The organism is Shewanella piezotolerans WP3, from assembly GCF_000014885.1.
GTDB classification, from domain to species: Bacteria; Pseudomonadota; Gammaproteobacteria; order Enterobacterales; family Shewanellaceae; genus Shewanella; species Shewanella piezotolerans.
In genome coordinates this window covers 4,292,135-4,310,181 of record NC_011566.1, presented here as the reverse complement: position 1 = coordinate 4,310,181, position 18,047 = coordinate 4,292,135, and the positions used below count along the sequence as shown (strand labels likewise).

Below are 18,047 nucleotides of genomic sequence, written 5' to 3'. Positions count from 1 at the left end.
TTATGGCTACGTTACAAGTCAACAATGTTCACAGTAGTTACCAAAATAATGTTGTGCTTAAAGGGTTAGATTTAACGGTTGAAAAAGGCGAGATTGTCGCTTTGTTGGGGCCTAGCGGTTGCGGTAAAACGACATTATTGCGGGCTATTGCCGGTTTGCAGAGTATTTCTGCTGGCGAGATAAGAATTAACGGCAAAGCGGTGGTTTCTGATAAAGAGTTTATCGCCAGCGAGAAACGTGGAATAGGGATGATTTTCCAAGATTATGCTCTGTTCCCACATTTGACCGTTGCAGAAAATATTCTCTTTGGAGTAAAGCTAGCCGGTAAGACCAACAAAGCTGCAAAGCTTGACAATATGCTGGCTCTAGTCAAGCTGGATGGGCTGGGGGGACGTTATCCGCATGAGTTATCTGGTGGGCAGCAACAAAGGGTATCGATCGCTAGAGCACTGGCCTATGAGCCTGAAGTCCTTTTGCTAGATGAACCCTTCTCTAATATTGATGCCAAAGTCCGCAGAGAGATGATGCTAGAGATCCGCAATATTTTAAAGAGCCATAATATTAGTGCGGTTTTTGTGACGCACAGTAAAGACGAGGCATTTGTTTTTGCTGATAAGCTAGCATTATTTAACCAAGGAAAAATCGCTCAATGTGGTGATGCCGAATGCTTGTATTTACGTCCTCAGGATAAATATGTTGCTGATTTTCTAGGCGCAAGCAACTATCTTGAAGCAACTGTGATAGCAGCCAAAAGAGTGTCTACACTTATTGGTGATATTGATAGCGAGCAACAGCTTAAAGCCGAAATAGGTAGTGATGTGGAGTTATTACTAAGACCGCAGCAACTACAGATCGCTAGTAGCGAGTCGGGGACCGGTGAAGTTATCGAACGACGTTTTCTAGGTAGTATTTGCCAATACTTGGTTAGCATTGGTAACAAGACACTTGATATTCACAGTGAGTACTTAGATATAAAGATCGGAGAAAAGGTGGCAATTACTACAACGCCACACAGTTTAGTATTATTGTAATTGACGTAATCGAGGCCATTAGCTGACTTTCTATCGCAACATAGTAAAGTGCAGTATATTTAGATAGTTGCTTTTATAAGTGTTTATTGACTATTTTACTAAGCTTGGAACAAGTGTGTTGAGTTTATATTAAATTGGATTGCCCCCTTGTTTACTCGTGCTGATACTGTCCCAAAAACTGAGTGATACTGGTCGCTAGCTTGGTAAGTTGATTAAAGATAAGTCTTTATTTTTGGTTAATGTGCGTCAGATATAATTATTAATGACTAAAGTTGTAGATAATATTGCCGAAGATTAATGAATAATAAGGGTTACAAAAAAAAATGGATAGTCAGGTTATGCCTCGTGAACAGCTGGGAGTTTGTGCGGAAGGAAATTTGCACAGTGTCTATTTAATGTTTAATGCGAATGATGGTGTTGATTCGCAAATGCGACCGTGTGTAGCAAATGTGGCTCAATATATTCATGATCTTGCCGATCAATTTGCCGACAGTGCCTTTAATGGCTTCGTCGCTGTAGGAGCCAACTACTGGGATACGCTTTATCCAGCAGCTAGGCCTTGCCAGTTAAAACCATTTCCAGCTATGAACCAAGAAAATAGAGACGCACCAGCCATTGAGTATGATCTGTTTGTGCATATTCGCTGTGACCGCTTTGATATTCTTCACCTTGTTGCCAACGAAGTATGCCAGATGTTTGAAGGGCTGGTTGAGCTTGTCGATGAAGAACGCGGCTTCCGTTTCATGGATAGCCGAGATTTGACTGGTTTTGTCGACGGCACCGAAAACCCTAAAGGTCGCAGTCGTCAAGATGTCGCATTGATTGGAGAGGAAGATGCGGCATTTAAAAACGGCAGTTATATCCACGTGCAGAAATTTGCTCACAATTTGAGTAAATGGAATCGCCTACCTGAAAAGAAGCAGGAGGATATTATTGGCCGTACTAAAGCCGAGAATATTGAATATGCTTCTGCAGATAAGCCGTTAACCAGTCATATTAAGCGGGTTAATTTGAAGGATGATGCTGGTAAATCAATGGAGATCTTACGCCAGAGTATGCCTTACGGTACGGTTAAAGAGCAGGGGTTAATGTTTATCTCTACTTGCCGTAATTCGGTGAACTTTGAAAAAATGCTCGAGAGCATGGTTTATGGTGATAATGAGGGAAATCATGATCACCTTTTGCATTTTACTCAAGCGTTAACTGGGTCATCGTTTTTTGCACCATCGTTAGATTTTTTAGATAAATCGGCTTAAAAGACTAGGGGCTGTTGATCTTTCACGGTTGTTTTTGCCGCAGTTTATTGGCTATTTTGACAAGGCGGAGGCTATGCCGTTTAGTTATTCTCCACAAATAGTCTACAACACAGTAAAAATAGCCAAGAAAGGCGGCCCTTTGGGTTCGATTCAATGCTTCTATTACGGTGTTATGAGCGTTTCACTTAGCCGGCTAAGCTTTATCGCTCAAGCCTTGTACTAGAAGCATTATTCCTTACGGTAAAGAATCGAACAAAAACTAAGCTCGAAAGATCAACAGCCCCTAAGCAATATCAACAAAAAAACGCACATTCAGTGCGTTTTTTGTTGATATGAATTGTGGCTATCAATCTTCATCTTTATCAAAGTAGCTACTAGGGCGGCGGCTATACACTTCGTTCATACTTCGAACCAATACTTTATTGGTTTCTGGATAAACGACTACATCGTGAGCATCGCGGTTTCCTACAACTAAAAAGATAAAGTCAGCGTCACTGGTATTAACGAATTTGTGCGCAACACCTGAGTTGGCGGTAAAGCAGATATACTTGCCCTCACTAAACACATGAGGCTCTCCATCAAGATAAAGCGTCGCTTCACCTTGCATCGCATAAATATGTTCTTCTTCTTTGGTGTGATAATGAGACAGGGCTGAAGTCATGCCAGGCGCTAACTTTTCCATGGTGACGCCGACTCTTTCTGCTCCTGCTGTATCACCAATGTGCTTCTGATGACTGCCATAGTCCTTTTCGTGAGACCAATACTCCCAGCCCACATCAGAAACATCAATTAATTTGTTTTTCATTTTTATTATCCTCAACGTAGGAATGCTGTCCTAATTGGCAGTATAACGATATTGTGAGAATAAAAAATGATAGATTCAATATATTGTATAAAGAAAAGGTTGGAGTGTGGCTTAAGGGGGGAATAGGGCGGTGTTTCCGCCCGTTTCTTATTTTTTAAAAGTTAATCCGTGTAATTGAACAACGACTTAACCGTTTCTAATGTATCTTCAATTTGCTGAATATTTGATGGGCTGATAAAAATTGTATCATCGCCAGCGATGGTGCCGAGAATACCTTCAGGCTTGCCTATTGAGTCGAGTAACCTTGCGATTAATTGCGCTGCACCTGGACTGGTACGTACCACGATCATCGACTGATTATGATCGACATCCAATACTAAGTTTTTAAGTGGACTACCGGCTGTTGGAACACCGAGCTCAGCAGGTAAACAGTAAACCATCTGCTGTTTGGCATTTCTGGTTCTAACTGCGCCAAACTTACTCAGCATGCGGGATACTTTAGATTGATTGATATTACTAAAGCCTTCCCCTTGAAGGGCTACCACAATTTCGCTTTGGGAGCCGAAACGCTCCTCTTTAAGAATTGACTTAAATGTTTTAACTAATTCGTCTTGATTTTTGCTTGTTTGCATATTTTATTATTCTTTATTCAAAAAAATCCGTTATATGATGATTATATTTGCCTTTTATGTCAAATGCTATTCGTTTTATTGAATAAAAATTCATGGCGAAAGCTTGGTTTTAGTTGTGAAATATGATGTAGAGTATAAATTCTAATTTTTTTGACCTTACTATTACGAGAAAGCAACTAGCCCAAAGCTAGGCGGGCTGGGCTCTGAATGTAATTGCATACTGAAAAGTGAATCTAAAGTAGATTGAACACGACTAAGGGATAATTGAATTTTTGTTGTGAATCCAGTACTGTTGCGCCATTAGAAAAACAGATCTAAATCACAAAAATCCAAGAATTGACGGAGATAACTATGAAAGTTGCTGTACTTGGTGCTGCTGGCGGTATTGGCCAAGCGCTTGCCCTACTATTAAAAACTCAATTACCTGCTGGTTCTAAATTGTCGCTTTATGATATTGCTCCTGTAACACCAGGTGTTGCGGTTGACTTAAGCCATATACCAACAGACGTTGAAGTAAAAGGATTTGCTGGTGAAGATCCTACCGCTGCGCTTGAAGGTGCAGATGTAGTGCTAATTTCTGCTGGTGTTGCACGTAAGCCAGGTATGGATCGCTCGGATCTATTCAACATCAACGCTGGTATCGTACGTAACCTCGTTGAAAAGTGTGCTGCAACAAGTCCTAAAGCGCTTATCGGTATTATTACTAACCCTGTTAATACCACGGTAGCGATTGCTGCTGAAGTACTTAAGAAAGCAGGTGTATATGATAAAAACCGTTTATTTGGTGTGACGACCCTTGATGTTATCCGCTCTGAAACTTTCGTTGCAGCGGCAAAAGGTTTGAACGTTGCTGACGTCAAAGTTAACGTTATCGGCGGCCATAGTGGTGTGACAATTCTTCCGCTTCTTTCTCAAATCGAAGGCGTTAGCTTTACTGACGAAGAAGTTGCAGCGTTAACAACACGTATCCAAAATGCGGGTACTGAAGTGGTTGAAGCTAAAGCCGGTGGCGGTAGCGCAACACTTTCTATGGGCCAAGCGGCGTGTCGTTTCGGTTTGTCTCTAGTGCGTGGCCTACAAGGTGAAGCAAACGTTGTTGAGTGTGCCTATGTCGATGGTGGCAGCGAGCATGCAGAGTTCTTTGCACAGCCTGTAGTTCTAGGTAAGAACGGTGTTGAACAAGTACTTGCATACGGCGATGTTAGCGCATTTGAAGCTAATGCTCGTGATGCAATGCTAGACACGCTAAAAGCTGATATCGATTTAGGTATTGAGTTCGTTAAGTAATTCTATTTTTGAAAGTTAGTTGCTTAAGCGAAAAACGGAGCCAATTGGCTCCGTTTTTTTGTGTTAAACAGCATTGCTAATGGTTACGTTGTACCGCAATCTTCGCCAGCGATACGAGTGCAGTTTTATATTCTGACTCTGGCAGTATGTTTAACGCTGCAATAGCCTTATTGGACTCTTCAATAGCGCGTTGCTCAGTATACTCGAGTGCACCACAGCTTTTTAACGCACTCAAAATGACTTCGATGTGCTCTGTGCCATCACCTTTCTCGATCGCTTCTCTAATCAAGGCTTTTTCAGTGTCGCTGCCATTAGCCATGGCGAAAATGAGCGGCAGAGTCGGTTTTCCTTCTGCTAAGTCATCACCAATGTTTTTGCCTAGCTCTTCTGTTTCAGCTGTATAGTCAAGAAGATCATCGGTCAACTGGAAAGCGGTGCCCAAGAACTTGCCATATTCAGCAAGTGCCGTTTGCACTTCTTCTGAGCTTTCTGCTAACAGGCCTGCTAAACGTGTAGCGGCTTCGAACAGTTTCGCTGTCTTACAATAGATAACACGCATATAGCTGTCTTCTGTTGTGTCAGGGTCGTTACAATTCATTAATTGTAGGACTTCCCCTTCAGCGAGCACATTGGTGGCATCAGCTAGGATCTCGAGTACTTCAAGACTTTTTAGCTCTGTCATCATTTGAAAGGAGCGGGTATATAAAAAGTCACCGACCAGCACACTCGCACTGTTGCCAAAAAGGGCATTAGCCGTTTCTCTGCCGCGGCGTAACATTGATTCATCAACCACGTCATCGTGTAGCAATGAGGCGGTATGAATAAACTCAATAATAGCAGCCAATTTTAGGTGAGATTCGCCGTTATAGTCGATCGCTCTAGCGGCTAAAATTGACAATAAAGGTCTTAAGCGTTTACCGCCACCGTTAATAATGTAAAAGCCTAACTGGTTAATTAGGGCTACATCAGACTCTAGTTGTTTATAGATCAGTTGGTTGACAGCTTGCATATCGCTATCAGCCAATTGACGAATGGCGTTCAAATCCATAAATAGGCTCTATTTGTTGGCTACAATGACAATCAGCAGCTCATTTTAGACATAAGTGTTATAATAGGAGGATTCTACCTAAATTTACGCTGCAAGACAGTAGTTGTCGGTAATTGTGAGAGTTATTTGGGTCTTTTTTTATTCTTATTCAATTAGCACTTGTCAGATGCGGGTTCTTAGCGTAAACTCCGCGACCATTGTCATTAAAGCTTTTATAGCACCCCAGCATCAATCTATTATGTTTGAGCGGCGTGTTAGAAATATCGGAGTAAAATAGCTATGTACGCTGTTTTTCAAAGTGGCGGCAAGCAACATCGCGTTGAAGCCGGTCATACAGTTCGTTTAGAAAAATTAGAAGTCGCTACAGGCGAAACTATCGAGTTTGATCAAGTTCTTTTGGTTGCTGATGGTGAGACTGTACACGTAGGTGCACCTTTAGTTGAAGGTGGAAAGGTTGTTGCTGAAGTTGTTAGCCACGGCCGTGCGGAGAAGGTAACTATCGTTAAGTTCCGTCGTCGTAAGCACCACGATAAGAAGATGGGCCATCGTCAATGGTTCACCGAAGTTAAAATTACAGCTATTAGCGCTTAATTAGGAGTCTAACTCATGGCACATAAAAAAGCTGGCGGTTCTACTCGTAACGGCCGCGATTCAGAAAGTAAACGTCTTGGTGTAAAGCGCTTTGGCGGTGAATCAGTTCTAGCTGGTAACATCATCGTTCGTCAACGTGGTACTAAATTCCACGCTGGTGTTAATGTTGGTATCGGTCGTGACCACACTTTATTCGCACTTACCGATGGTAAAGTGAAGTTTGAAGTTAAAGGTCCACAGAACCGCAAGTTCATCAGCATTGAAGATTAATCTTTAGCTTCAGCTAAGATTGATACTAAGCCCCGCCATTGGTGGGGCTTTGTTTTTTTTAATATTAAGTAAATTGTGTTTTGGCGACTAGAATCGTTAAGAGTATAATTCTTTCATTCTGTGGTGCCAGGAGTTGGTATGAAGTTTGTCGATGAAGCGACTATCCGTGTAGAAGCGGGTAATGGTGGCAGTGGTTGCGTCAGTTTTAGACGTGAAAAATATGTTCCTGATGGTGGTCCTGACGGCGGTGATGGTGGTGACGGTGGCAGTGTTTATCTGCAAGCTGATGAAAACCTGAATACGTTAATTACCTATCAGTTTGAACGTTTCCATAATGCCGAACGCGGTAAAAATGGCCGTGGTCGTGACTGTACGGGTCATGGCGGAGAAGATCTCGTGCTTAAAGTACCTGTTGGTACAAGAGCTGTAGATGCTGAGACAGAAGAAACTCTTGGTGATTTAACCACGCATGGTCAGAAAATGCTTGTGGCCAAAGGCGGTTTTCATGGTTTAGGTAATACTCGTTTCAAGAGTAGTACTAACCGTGCCCCAAGACAGAAAACACTCGGTACCGATGGTGAAGTACGTAGTTTGAGACTTGAACTCATGTTGCTTGCTGATGTGGGACTGTTGGGCATGCCTAATGCGGGTAAGTCTACTTTTATTCGTTCTGTCTCAAAAGCAAAGCCGAAAGTAGCCGACTACCCATTCACAACTTTGGTACCTAACCTTGGGGTTGTTAACCCAAGACCTGGTCAGAGTTTTGTGATTGCTGACATTCCGGGCCTTATCGAAGGTGCCGCTGACGGAGCGGGTCTTGGTGTTCAGTTTTTGAAGCACTTGGAACGCTGCCGCGTTTTGTTGCATATATTGGATATTGAGCCTATCGATGGTAGCAACCCTGTCGATTCTGCACGCGCTATTGTCGGTGAGCTTGAGAAGCATTCACCAAAGCTTGCGGGTAAACCGCGCTGGTTGGTGATTAATAAAGCTGACTTAATGCTTGAAGAAGAGCTGCAGGAAAAAATTGATAAGGTTGTTGAAGAGCTAGCCTGGGATGGAGAAGTCTTTACTATCTCAGCTTATAACCGTGAAGGTACTGCAGAATTAGCACTTAAGCTACTAGACTTTATCGATACACTACCGCCAGAAGAGGAGGTTGATGTAGAGGCTGAAGTTGAGTTTAAGTGGGATAATTACCATCAGAATGCTAACGAATCAGTTAATGAAGATTATGATGATGATCTTGATGATGACGATTACGATGATGATGATTATGATGTTGAGGTTATCTATCAAAGATAGGTAGTTTCAACAGAGGATGTTGAGAATTGTACGCCGACACGCAAAATGATATTACTCGTCAAGTTGTTAGGGTTGCTCAACTTCTTCTAGCTTATGGCGCTGACTCCGAACTTGTTGAAGAGATCAGTCAGCGCTTAGGCTATGCGTTAGGTCTTGTCAGCGTAGAAATATCAATATCTTCAAACTCCCTTGTTTTAACTAGCCTAGTCCATGGGCGATGTATAACCACAACTCGACGTACCCGTGAACATGGGATTAATATGACAATCGTATGCGAACTTCAGCGCATCTGTCTATTAACCGAGAAGGGAATTTACGGACTACATGAAGTGCGTAAGCGCGTCGCTCGTATCGAGCCTAAAACTTACCCAGCAAAGTACGTCGTACCTATGATCGGGTTATCCTGTGCAAGCTTTTGTCATCTGTTTGGCGGAGACATTGCTGCTTGCGTGATAACCTTTATGGCTTCAGCAATTGGTATGTTTGTTAGGTTGTCGATTGCCAAACGACATTTCAACTTATTGCTTAACTTTAGTATTACAGCTTTTGTGACCACCATTATCGCGCAAACTGGTTTTCAATTTGATCTCACTGCAACACCTAAATTGCCAATGGCAGCTAGCGTATTAATGCTGGTGCCAGGGTTCCCGATGATTAATGCTATTTCGGATATGGTAAAAGGTCATTTAAACGTAGGAATTTCCCGCTGGGGTCATGCGACCTTGTTAACATTAGCATCTGTTATCGGTATTACCATGGCAATGCAAATAGGAGGTTTGTTTTTATGATCTCTCTTATTTTGGCGATGCTAAATGATGCGGTGTTTTCTGCCATCCCTGCGGTAGGTTTTGCTATGGTTTTTAACGTTCCGCGTCGTTTCTTGCCTTTTTGTGCACTGGCTGGTGCATTAGGTCATGGTAGCCGAACTTTATGGCTTAATGTCGGCCTACCTATAGAATGGGCTACCTTTTTGGCTGCAGCGCTTGTAGGGATTGTTACCATTGGCTTTGCTAAAAGGCATTTAGCCCCTCCATTAATGTATGCCGTAGCAGCTATTATTCCTATGATCCCTGGGACGTACGCATTTAATACTGTTATTGCGCTTGTCCAGTTGACAGCTCAATCACATGTGAGTCCTGAACTGACGTCAGAAGTAATTAGTAACGGACTTAAAACTGTATTTATTCTTGGCGCATTATCTGTAGGTCTTGCTATGCCTGGACTACTTTATTTTCGTTCGCGTCCAGTTATCTAACAACATTAAGAGGGAACTATTTTGAAAATTGCTATGATTGCCGCGATGGCGAACAACCGTGTTATTGGTAAAAACAATAAAATGCCTTGGCATTTGCCAGAAGACCTGCGTCATTTTAAGGCGTTGACCTTAGGTAAACCCGTTGTTATGGGGCGTAAAACCTATGAGTCGATTGGTCGTCCGTTACCAGGTCGGCATAATATTGTGATAAGTCGCCAAGCCGACTTATGCATTGAAGGTGTAACTACTGTCACCAGTTTTGAAGATGCAAAATCTGCAGCTGGCGATTGTGAAGAGCTGATTATCATGGGAGGAGGTCAACTTTATGAAACTTTACTTGGTATATCGGATATTTTATATTTAACTGAGATTTCGCTTGATGTTGAAGGAGATACCTATTTCCCTGATTGGGATGATGGTTCTTGGTCAGAAATATCGAGAAATGTAGCAAAAAATGATAAACAATTGGAATATAGCTTTATCAAATTAGTTAGAAAATGTTAAATTAAGCGGGTTATTTAGTACCCTGTAACGATGATCAAGAAAGCGGATTATTAACTAATTGTGCTTTCTTAATACAATAAATAAAAACTAAAAGAGTAAGGAGTGTCTGATGCGCTTGCTATCCATGAGCATCGCTACACTATTTGTGGCATCTTCAATATCGATTTCATCCCCGGCGTTAGCTAACCAAGATCAACTAGCTGCAAATATTTGTAACTACGTTGTTAGCGATGACAAGAACCGTCTTCGTAAAAAACTCAAAGAAAGCCGAGTTAAACTGCGAAATATTTATGACGGCGTTTCATGTAATGGTGACAGCTTATTAAGAATCGCTATGAAAAGTGGTTCTAATGCAGTAGGTACATTCGTTGCTAAAAGATTACCTGTGTCAGATCTTAATAAAGCAGAAGCCGATGGACAGACTATTATTGCATGGGCTGAAAGTAACGGACATGGAGGCAGTGAAATTACCTCAGCAATTAAGAGCCGCATCGCCGGCGGTTAATTTTCATTAGTTAATTGTGCCAAGAAAATGCTGGGTTAACCCAGTATTTTTTTTACCTGAAATTCAATGGGGTAGAGTGATACCAATAAAAATAATAAGTTGTACTACTCAGAGTGCTTTTTACCAGCTCATTTAAGGCAGGCTACCCCAAAGTAAGTCATGACATAATAGTGATACTCTTATGAGTTAATACCAATTGCATTAAGTATTTGACCAGTTCAGAGCCCCTCAGTCTTTTCAATTCAAAGCGCATTGGTAAAGAAATGGTTGTTCCCTTTTAAGCCAATGCAAAGCAGAAGTGGAAAGACTGAGGGACCCACGTAGTGCGGGTTTCAAAACGCTGTATGATTCGCTATGGGATTTGGATATACGACTAAATGGATTTAGGAGGTAGAGCGAAGCAGGATGCCAGAGCCGAGAATAACTATTAGCTCAAATCCCACTACTTTCCTACAGCGTTTTGAATTCCCGCTGAATGGTCAAACTTTTAATGCAATTGGTATAATTCGTTGCCGAAGTCGCCTGAGTAAAACACTCATTAAAGGCGAGTCTTAGCCGTTCTGGTATTGCGTTAATGCGCTTGAACCTAGTTTAACTATGCCCTTCACTCATTAACTTACCCTAAAGCCAATAAGCCCTCGCTGAGCGATCAAATCTTTATATTGAATGGTATTCATATTATCACCTCAGTATAAAATAGTTATTTACTAGTGTGACATATGAATAGTGAGTTCTTTAATCTATAACTTCGAATTAAGTAGGTGTTTAATTCTGATTCGATTTTTGTTTTATCGGTAAGTAAATAGTTTTATCGGTAAGTAAATAGATTGATTGGGAACAAGTGATTAAAAAAGGGAGCCATAACGGCTCCCTTTTTTATTCATTGCTATCAGAAATGCATTTAGACTTTAAACTCTTTCACTGAAGCTTGAAGTTCTTCAGCAAGCTGGGCAACTTGGTGGCTAGATTGTGCCGTTTGATCTGCGCCTGTAGATGTCTCTTCTGAAATCGCAGCAATATGTTCAAGTTTCTCTGAAACTTGTTGGCTAACTAAGTTCTGCTCTTGCGCTGCATGTGCGATGTGGGTACCAGAGTCATGAGCTTGGTGCACCGCATTACTAATACTCTCTAGCGCAATGTTAGCCTGCTCAGTTTTATCAACACAGGAGCTTGCCTGTGAGCGACCAAGCTCCATTACCGCTACAGCCTCTTGAGTACCCTGTTGGAGCACCTCAATCATCTGCTGGATCTCTTGTGTTGAATCTTGGGTTCTAGAAGCCAGGCTACGAACTTCATCAGCTACAACGGCAAAACCTCGGCCCTGCTCACCTGCTCGTGCAGCTTCAATAGCGGCATTCAATGCAAGTAGGTTAGTCTGCTCTGCGATTGCCCTAATCACATCCAATATTGAGCCGATTGAAGCACTATCTGCATGGACTTTATTAATAACAACTCCCGCCTTTGATACTTCATCGGCTAGGGCAAGAATAGTACGTTTGTTCTCATCAGCAATTAGGCGCATATGTCGACTTTCGTCATCTGCAGCTTTTATCTGACTTAGCGCTTCATCAGCGCTAGCGGTAACTTGTTGAGCACTTGAGCTAAGCTCTGTTGTAGCTGTTGCTACTTGATCGACCTGACTCTTTTGCTCTTGAATGCTGACTGTCGTCTGCGCGGTAATGGCAGATGTCTCTTCAGCTGCCGCAGCGAGTTGATCTGAGCGATCTAGGATCCCTTGGATTAAGGAGCGTAAACTGTCGACCAGTTTATTACAGTTAGCTGAAAGCTTTGCAAACTCATCATGGCCACTATCATCAAGTTTATGGGTTAAATCGCCTGATGCCAGTACATTAAGTGCATGGTTTACCTTCTCTAAAGAACGAGTTAAAGGGCGTACAACCGCTATGCTGACTACGATAGCTACCACAATGGCGATAAGTACCAAGATAATTGTTTGAACGCTAGCACTGTCGATATCCTTTATCGCTCGTTCACTTACCTCTTTTGAAATTGATTCGATGGTTGAGGTCAGGATAGCCATCTGCTTATTCACATCGCTTGCCTGTTTCTCGACTGAGCTTAGCAATTGAGACGCTTTGCTATTTAGCTCAATCTCACTGGCTTTCATTGAAATTAGAGAGTTGCTACCTTTGACAAGGGCAAAGACTTTAGACGCCTCTGTATTGATTTCATCAATCAACTCTTGTTCAACAACACCTTCCCAATGGTTAGTTACATATTTCAGCCTGCTCTTGGTGTCACTGACAATATAATCGAGTTCTTTTGATATGGTATTAAATTTAGATTTTTCAGTTGTGCCGATTAAATCAAAACTAGTGCTGACGATACCGCTTAGGCTTGAATCAAGTGTACTTGCTGTGGCTGCAATTTCCTGCTTAATAACATCTTCGCTAAGCTCAAAATCGATAAGGTCCAATAGGAGTGAGGCGCTGTCATCAACTGCCATTTCAACATCATCATATCTGTTTTGAATTCTTGCTTGAGTCTGCAGTGCACTCTCATGAGTGCTAATCATGTTTTCACTCTGATTTTTAAAGCTGTTGTAGCTGTTTTTTAGCTTGTTAATGACTTGGCTAAAATCGTTCCTGTTACTGACTAACGCAGTGAGTTGATTTAGTTCTTGGGTAAATGTGTTGCTTGCAGTCGTAAATTGAGACTTTATTGTTGGTACGGCATTACTATCTGGACTGTGGTAAGCCACTAATACTTGTTTCTCTTGTTTAGAGAGTGTGTGGGACAGCCGATTACTTGACTCTAGAGCTGGCAAACTAAGATCTTGTAGTAGGGTGGTGCTAGTTTTGAGCTTACTATTGGTAAACCACGATGCGGCGCCTAAAACGATGAGTAGAAAGGTGACAAATGCGAAGCCTCCAATCACTCTAGTTGCTACATTTAATTTCATAGAAGCTCCATTTATTATTATATTATTCCAGATGACAACACTACATTGGAAGGCACGCTATACCTTATATCGACCAATTACGCAGATAGTTTAACTCTTTTTTAACCTATTTTGAGTAATTTTTTGATCTGACTCTGCATGCCACAAAGTAAGGTGCTCTCCCCAGCAACAGCCTGTGTCGAGAGCTTTCAGTTTTGGTGAACTGACTTTGCCCATTATTGCAGCCCAGTGGCCAAATACTAAAGTATGAGAAGGGTGTAATTTTGCTTTGTGATCGAACCAAGGGGATAACTGGGGGTTATCGCATTGTTGTATCGGGAGTTTGCAGTCGAAATCTAAACGGCCATCAGGAAATATATATCGCATCCGAGTGAGTGCGTTAATGGTGTAGATTTTTTTTTCTAACTCCGACAGCTCTTCATTCCAACTATCCACTGAGTTGGTATACATGTTTGCGATTAAGCTGGTTAAATAATCTTCTTGTTGTAGCGCTTTAGAAACATTATCAGCTTGTTCTTTTAGAGTATGCAGATCCCAATTTGGAGGGACTCCAGCATGAGTCATGATGATGTTTTTTTCTGAATGTTGTTGGTAGAGTGGTTGCAGCCGTAGCCAATCAACTAGATTACCAATCTCCTGAGAGTGTAACAGTTCATCTAACTGATCTTTAGGGTTAGCTCGCTTTAGCTTCCCATGAACAGCAAGTAAGTGCAGGTCATGATTACCAAGTACTACCTTCGCTGAGCCTGACAGAGATTTTAGGTATTGCAGAGTTTGTAAAGAACCAGAACCGCGTGCGACTAGATCGCCTACAGTCCACAAACAATCGATTGATGGATTAAATGCCACTTTATCGAGAACTAATTTTAGTTCGTCAAAGCATCCCTGAATATCACCTACAAAGTAATTTGCCATGTAACGGTATAACCCTTAATGAAGTAAGCCTGGTACAGCAAGGCTAAATGCTGATATTGGTGCTTTGAACTCTTCGCCGTTACTCTTAATCATGGTGTAGTTGCCTTCCATTACTCCAAATGGAGTTTCTAGAACAGTTCCGCTGGTGTACTGATAGGCTGTATTGGGTTTTATCGTTGGAGTTTCACCGACAACGCCTGCACCTTCAACTTCACTTTGTTGTCCATTTGCATCTGTAATGCACCAGTAGCGACTCTTTAAAGTGACATCTTGATCACCTAGATTGATTATGGTGATGGTATAACTGAATAAATATTTCTCTTCATCTGGTGTCGATTGCGCTTCAATATATTCTGTCTTAACTTCAACTTTTATCGGGGACAAGCGTTGGTTCATCTGTAGCCTCAGAGATCAAAATCAACAAAGTGTATCGACATACTAATGTGACTTTTAACGAATAGATAGCGACGTTGGCAAGTGCGACTCAAAATAAAAGGGCAAATATATGCCCTTTATAAATACTTTGATGATTAGTGCTGTTTATGATTTAGTCTGCTTATCAATAAACAGGTTTGCCATAGCAACGTATTGCTGCACACTAATCTGCTCTGGTCGCAAGGTAGAGTCTATCTCAAGTTGTGCGAACTCATCGTCAGATAACATGTGCTTGAGGTTATTTCGCAACGTTTTACGACGCATATTGAACGCAGTAGTGGTTAAATGCCTCAAGACTTCAACATCCTTACATGGGAAAGGTTTTGTCTTATAAGGAACTAAACGTACAACTGCTGAGTCGACTTTTGGCGGTGGCGTGAAGCAACCTGGTGGTACTTCTAGCACAGGCATGACTTGACAGTGATATTGCGCCATGACGGTTAAGCGGCCATAGGCTTTTGTTCCAGGGCTCGCCGATAGTCTCAGTACAACCTCTTTTTGCAACATAAAGTGCATATTTTCGATGTACTGGGCAAACTCGAAAAGGTGGAACATTAACGGAGTAGAGATATTATATGGCAGATTACCAAACACTTTCATCTGCATATCTTCACGAACAAGTTGCTTAAAATCAAAATTCAAGGCGTCACCTTGATGGATTTCAAGCTTATCTTTTAGCGTTGGATGAGTTTTCAGGCGCTCAACCAAGTCTTTATCTAGCTCTACAACGGTTAATTTGTCGATGCCGCTCGCCACTGGCTCTGTAAGCGCTGCAAGGCCGGGACCAATCTCTACCATTACGTGCTCATTGTCAGGTGATATTGCACCAACAATACGATTGATCACATTTTCGTCGGTCAAGAAATTCTGACCGAAGCGTTTTCTAGCGGTATGGCCTAAATGTACTTTATTACTCATGGGTTAACTTTTCACTAATTCTTTGCGGCCAAATCAATGGCTCTATTTAATGCACAGACAAAACTACCAATATCAGCGGAGCCAGTGCCTGCAAGCTCTAGGGCCGTACCGTGGTCGACCGATGTTCTTATGTAGGGTAATCCTAGAGTAATATTGACTGAACTGCCAAAACCTCTAGCTTTTAGTACTGGAAGGCCTTGATCGTGGTACATAGCGAGTACTACATCTGCATCTTCTAAGTATTTAGGTTGAAACAATGTGTCTGCGGGTAGCGGACCGATAATATCCATATCCAGCGCTCTTAACTCTTCGAGTGCAGGAATAATCGTATCAATCTCTTCTCTGCCTAAGTGGCCGTCTTCCCCAGCATGTGGGTTTAGGCCGCAGACATAAATTCTTGGTTTGGGAATGGCGAATTTTTCGACCAGATCCTTATGAAGAATTTTGACTATTTGATGTAAGCGATCGCGCGTAATAGCTTTTGACACATAGGCTAGCGGAATATGCGTTGTCACCAAAGCTACCTGCAAGCCTGGAGCAGCTAACATCATCACGACATCTTGGCAGCTTGCCTGATTGGCAAAAAATTCTGTGTGGCCGCTAAAAGGGATCCCCGCTTGGTTGATTATTCCTTTATGTACGGGACCTGTTACCACAGCATCAAACTCGCCGACCATGTTTTTTTCTCCTGCGAAACGCAGGGTATCAACAACATAGTGACTATTTTGCTCATCAAGCTTTCCACATACCACTTCACTTTCTAAAGCAAAAGGTACAATTGTGAGCGTACCAGCTTCTTGCGCTTTAGGTGCTTGATTTGGTTGGTAAGGGCGTAATTGAATTGCTAGGCCAAGTTTTTTAGCTCGAGCTTGCAGCAATTCAGGATCAGCACAAACGACTAGCTCAGCAGGCCAAGCCTGCTGAGCTAGTTGGATCACTAAATCTGGTCCTATCCCCGCCGGTTCACCCGGCGTGATAGCGATTCGTTTAGTCGACAATATGGTTAACCTCGATTTGGTTCCGGCTCGAAAATATCAATAAATGCTTCAGCACGCATCTCATCTAACCAGTTTTGTAACTCTTCGTTAAACTTACGGCGATAGATTAACTGGTGAGCGCGGTTTGTATTAAACTGTTCGGTAGCATCAGTGGTGCGTCTGCCTTCAAGCTGAACAATATGCCAACCGTGAGTAGAGCGGAATGGCTCACTGATTTCGCCTTTCTTAAGGGAGTTCAATGCTTGTTTAAATGCAGGAACCCAAACATTTGGATCTGCCCAGCCCAATTCGCCACCTTTTACTGCTGAACCCGGATCTTCTGAATACTGGCGTGCAATGTCTTCGAATTTAGCTTCGCCTGAGCGGATCTGAGCTAAGAATCTATCCATCATGCCTTTCGCTCGTTCCTCTGAAAGGATCGGAGATGGTTTTAAGAGAATATGACGAGACTTAACTTCTTCGATCTCTTGGGTTTGCAAACCTCGAGCATCCATTATTTTGAGGATATGAAGTCCTGCCCCGCTTTTGATTGGGCCTATGATATCATTAACTTTGGCATCATTGACGACTTCGGCAAATAAGGTCGGCATTTCATTGATGTTCATGTAATCCCAAATACCACCCTCTAATGCTTTTGGCCCTGAAGAGGCTGCAATGGCAATACTTCTAAAGTCATCACCATCTTTAAGACGTTTGAGTACTACATCAGCTCTTTTACTAGAAGCTTCAAGTTGGGCACTGGTTGCATCACTTGGTACATCAATCAGAATGTGACCTATTTGAAATTCAACGTCTTTTAGGCCTTGCTCATTAATAAGGCTTACTAGGTTGTTAATTTCTTGCGGTGAGACTTGGATACGACGCTGAACTTGAATACGTTGAATCTCGCCAAGCGTCACTTCTTCACGGAGCTGCTCTCGGTATTGGGCAAAAGAGGTTCCGTCACTTTCGATTTGAGCTCTCATATCCTCAACGGAAATGTTTTGTTCTTTGGCGATATTGGCAATGGTTTGATCTAATTGCAGATCACCAATATGCAGACCTATACGATCAGCCATCTGCATCTGCAGACGAGTAAGAATTAAGCGCTCAATAACTTGCGTGCGCAGCGCAGTATCTGACGGTAGCTTCTGACCAGCATTGGCAGCGTTGGCTTTAATGGTTTTAACCATGCCTGCAACTTCACTTTCTAAAATGATGCCTTCATTAATTTGTACTGTGACTCGGTCTAACGGTTCAACCGCAGCGTGAACAACTTGGCTCATCGCCAATGTTAGTAAAGCAAAAATCAATCTGTTACAGCGTTTCATCCACAAAAATCCTTGGCATTTATGAGTGTCATTTGCGGTATTCGCATACCGTGTTAATG

General features: G+C 42.2%; 20 protein-coding genes. 11 read left to right on the top strand and 9 right to left on the bottom strand.

Annotation, left to right across the window (positions count from 1 at the left end):
• The first annotated feature begins 2 nt into the window (after positions 1-2).
• From SWP_RS18310 to SWP_RS24250, 3 genes are all read left to right on the top strand, one after another.
• Positions 3-1,031 carry an ABC transporter ATP-binding protein gene (locus SWP_RS18310; RefSeq protein ID WP_020914108.1) on the top strand — a complete coding sequence of 343 codons (1,029 nt, stop codon included), beginning with the start codon at positions 3-5 and terminating at the stop codon, positions 1,029-1,031.
• Positions 1,032-1,354: 323 nt separating this feature from the next.
• Entirely contained in the window at positions 1,355-2,287 is a 933-nt protein-coding gene (locus SWP_RS18305) for a Dyp-type peroxidase (protein ID WP_020914107.1), read from the top strand.
• Positions 2,288-2,360: 73 nt separating this feature from the next.
• Positions 2,361-2,510 carry a hypothetical protein gene (locus tag SWP_RS24250; protein WP_187148512.1) on the top strand — a complete coding sequence of 50 codons (150 nt, stop codon included), beginning with the start codon at positions 2,361-2,363 and terminating at the stop codon, positions 2,508-2,510.
• 123 nt (positions 2,511-2,633) lie between these two features.
• On the opposite strand, the gene SWP_RS18300 is transcribed toward SWP_RS24250, so the two are convergent.
• Positions 2,634-3,092, bottom strand: coding sequence for a cupin domain-containing protein (locus SWP_RS18300; RefSeq protein WP_020914105.1), 459 nt, complete (start codon positions 3,090-3,092; stop codon positions 2,634-2,636).
• A 161-nt stretch (positions 3,093-3,253) separates the two neighbouring features.
• Positions 3,254-3,724 (bottom strand): transcriptional regulator ArgR, encoded by a 471-nt coding sequence (gene argR / locus SWP_RS18295; RefSeq protein WP_020914104.1) that lies wholly within the window; start codon positions 3,722-3,724, stop codon positions 3,254-3,256.
• Between the two features lie 351 nt (positions 3,725-4,075).
• Here argR and mdh point away from each other — a divergent pair, with 351 nt between their 5' ends.
• On the top strand, positions 4,076-5,011 hold the full coding sequence (gene mdh / locus SWP_RS18290; RefSeq protein ID WP_020914103.1) for a malate dehydrogenase: 936 nt from the start codon (positions 4,076-4,078) through the stop codon (positions 5,009-5,011).
• Between the two features lie 76 nt (positions 5,012-5,087).
• On the opposite strand, the gene ispB is transcribed toward mdh, so the two are convergent.
• The gene (ispB, locus tag SWP_RS18285; protein ID WP_020914102.1) at positions 5,088-6,059 is read right to left on the bottom strand and encodes an octaprenyl diphosphate synthase; all 972 of its coding nucleotides are present in this window, start codon (positions 6,057-6,059) and stop codon (positions 5,088-5,090) included.
• Positions 6,060-6,338: 279 nt separating this feature from the next.
• Here ispB and rplU point away from each other — a divergent pair, with 279 nt between their 5' ends.
• From rplU to SWP_RS18250, 7 genes are all read left to right on the top strand, one after another.
• On the top strand, positions 6,339-6,650 hold the full coding sequence (gene rplU / locus SWP_RS18280; RefSeq protein WP_020914101.1) for a 50S ribosomal protein L21: 312 nt from the start codon (positions 6,339-6,341) through the stop codon (positions 6,648-6,650).
• Positions 6,651-6,665: 15 nt separating this feature from the next.
• Complete coding sequence (rpmA, locus tag SWP_RS18275) at positions 6,666-6,920, top strand: 50S ribosomal protein L27 (RefSeq protein ID WP_012154114.1); 255 nt, start codon at positions 6,666-6,668, stop codon at positions 6,918-6,920.
• Positions 6,921-7,058: 138 nt separating this feature from the next.
• A complete protein-coding gene (gene cgtA / locus SWP_RS18270) occupies positions 7,059-8,225 on the top strand; it encodes an Obg family GTPase CgtA (RefSeq protein WP_020914100.1) in 1,167 nt (388 codons plus the stop codon).
• 26 nt (positions 8,226-8,251) lie between these two features.
• Positions 8,252-9,013: a threonine/serine exporter family protein gene (locus SWP_RS18265; protein ID WP_020914099.1), complete on the top strand. Its 762-nt coding sequence runs from the start codon at positions 8,252-8,254 to the stop codon at positions 9,011-9,013.
• Positions 9,010-9,480, top strand: coding sequence for a threonine/serine exporter family protein (locus SWP_RS18260; RefSeq protein ID WP_020914098.1), 471 nt, complete (start codon positions 9,010-9,012; stop codon positions 9,478-9,480). Before SWP_RS18265 ends, SWP_RS18260 begins: the two co-directional genes overlap by 4 nt.
• Before the next feature lie 21 nt (positions 9,481-9,501).
• Complete coding sequence (gene folA / locus SWP_RS18255) at positions 9,502-9,984, top strand: type 3 dihydrofolate reductase (protein WP_044556080.1); 483 nt, start codon at positions 9,502-9,504, stop codon at positions 9,982-9,984.
• A 109-nt stretch (positions 9,985-10,093) separates the two neighbouring features.
• Positions 10,094-10,489, top strand: coding sequence for a DUF3718 domain-containing protein (locus SWP_RS18250; RefSeq protein WP_020914096.1), 396 nt, complete (start codon positions 10,094-10,096; stop codon positions 10,487-10,489).
• Between the two features lie 901 nt (positions 10,490-11,390).
• On the opposite strand, the gene SWP_RS18245 is transcribed toward SWP_RS18250, so the two are convergent.
• The 6 genes from SWP_RS18245 to surA all read right to left on the bottom strand — a co-directional run bounded on the left by SWP_RS18245 (position 11,391) and on the right by surA (position 17,988).
• Positions 11,391-13,412 (bottom strand): methyl-accepting chemotaxis protein, encoded by a 2,022-nt coding sequence (locus SWP_RS18245; protein WP_020914095.1) that lies wholly within the window; start codon positions 13,410-13,412, stop codon positions 11,391-11,393.
• A gap of 90 nt (positions 13,413-13,502) precedes the next feature.
• On the bottom strand, positions 13,503-14,327 hold the full coding sequence (locus SWP_RS18240; protein ID WP_020914094.1) for a symmetrical bis(5'-nucleosyl)-tetraphosphatase: 825 nt from the start codon (positions 14,325-14,327) through the stop codon (positions 13,503-13,505).
• Positions 14,328-14,342: 15 nt separating this feature from the next.
• Positions 14,343-14,723, bottom strand: coding sequence for a Co2+/Mg2+ efflux protein ApaG (gene apaG, locus SWP_RS18235; RefSeq protein WP_020914093.1), 381 nt, complete (start codon positions 14,721-14,723; stop codon positions 14,343-14,345).
• 144 nt (positions 14,724-14,867) lie between these two features.
• On the bottom strand, positions 14,868-15,680 hold the full coding sequence (gene rsmA / locus SWP_RS18230; protein WP_020914092.1) for a 16S rRNA (adenine(1518)-N(6)/adenine(1519)-N(6))-dimethyltransferase RsmA: 813 nt from the start codon (positions 15,678-15,680) through the stop codon (positions 14,868-14,870).
• Positions 15,681-15,694: 14 nt separating this feature from the next.
• Positions 15,695-16,678, bottom strand: coding sequence for a 4-hydroxythreonine-4-phosphate dehydrogenase PdxA (gene pdxA / locus SWP_RS18225; RefSeq protein ID WP_044556079.1), 984 nt, complete (start codon positions 16,676-16,678; stop codon positions 15,695-15,697).
• Between the two features lie 5 nt (positions 16,679-16,683).
• The gene (surA, locus tag SWP_RS18220; protein WP_020914090.1) at positions 16,684-17,988 is read right to left on the bottom strand and encodes a peptidylprolyl isomerase SurA; all 1,305 of its coding nucleotides are present in this window, start codon (positions 17,986-17,988) and stop codon (positions 16,684-16,686) included.
• Positions 17,989-18,047: the final 59 nt, after the last annotated feature.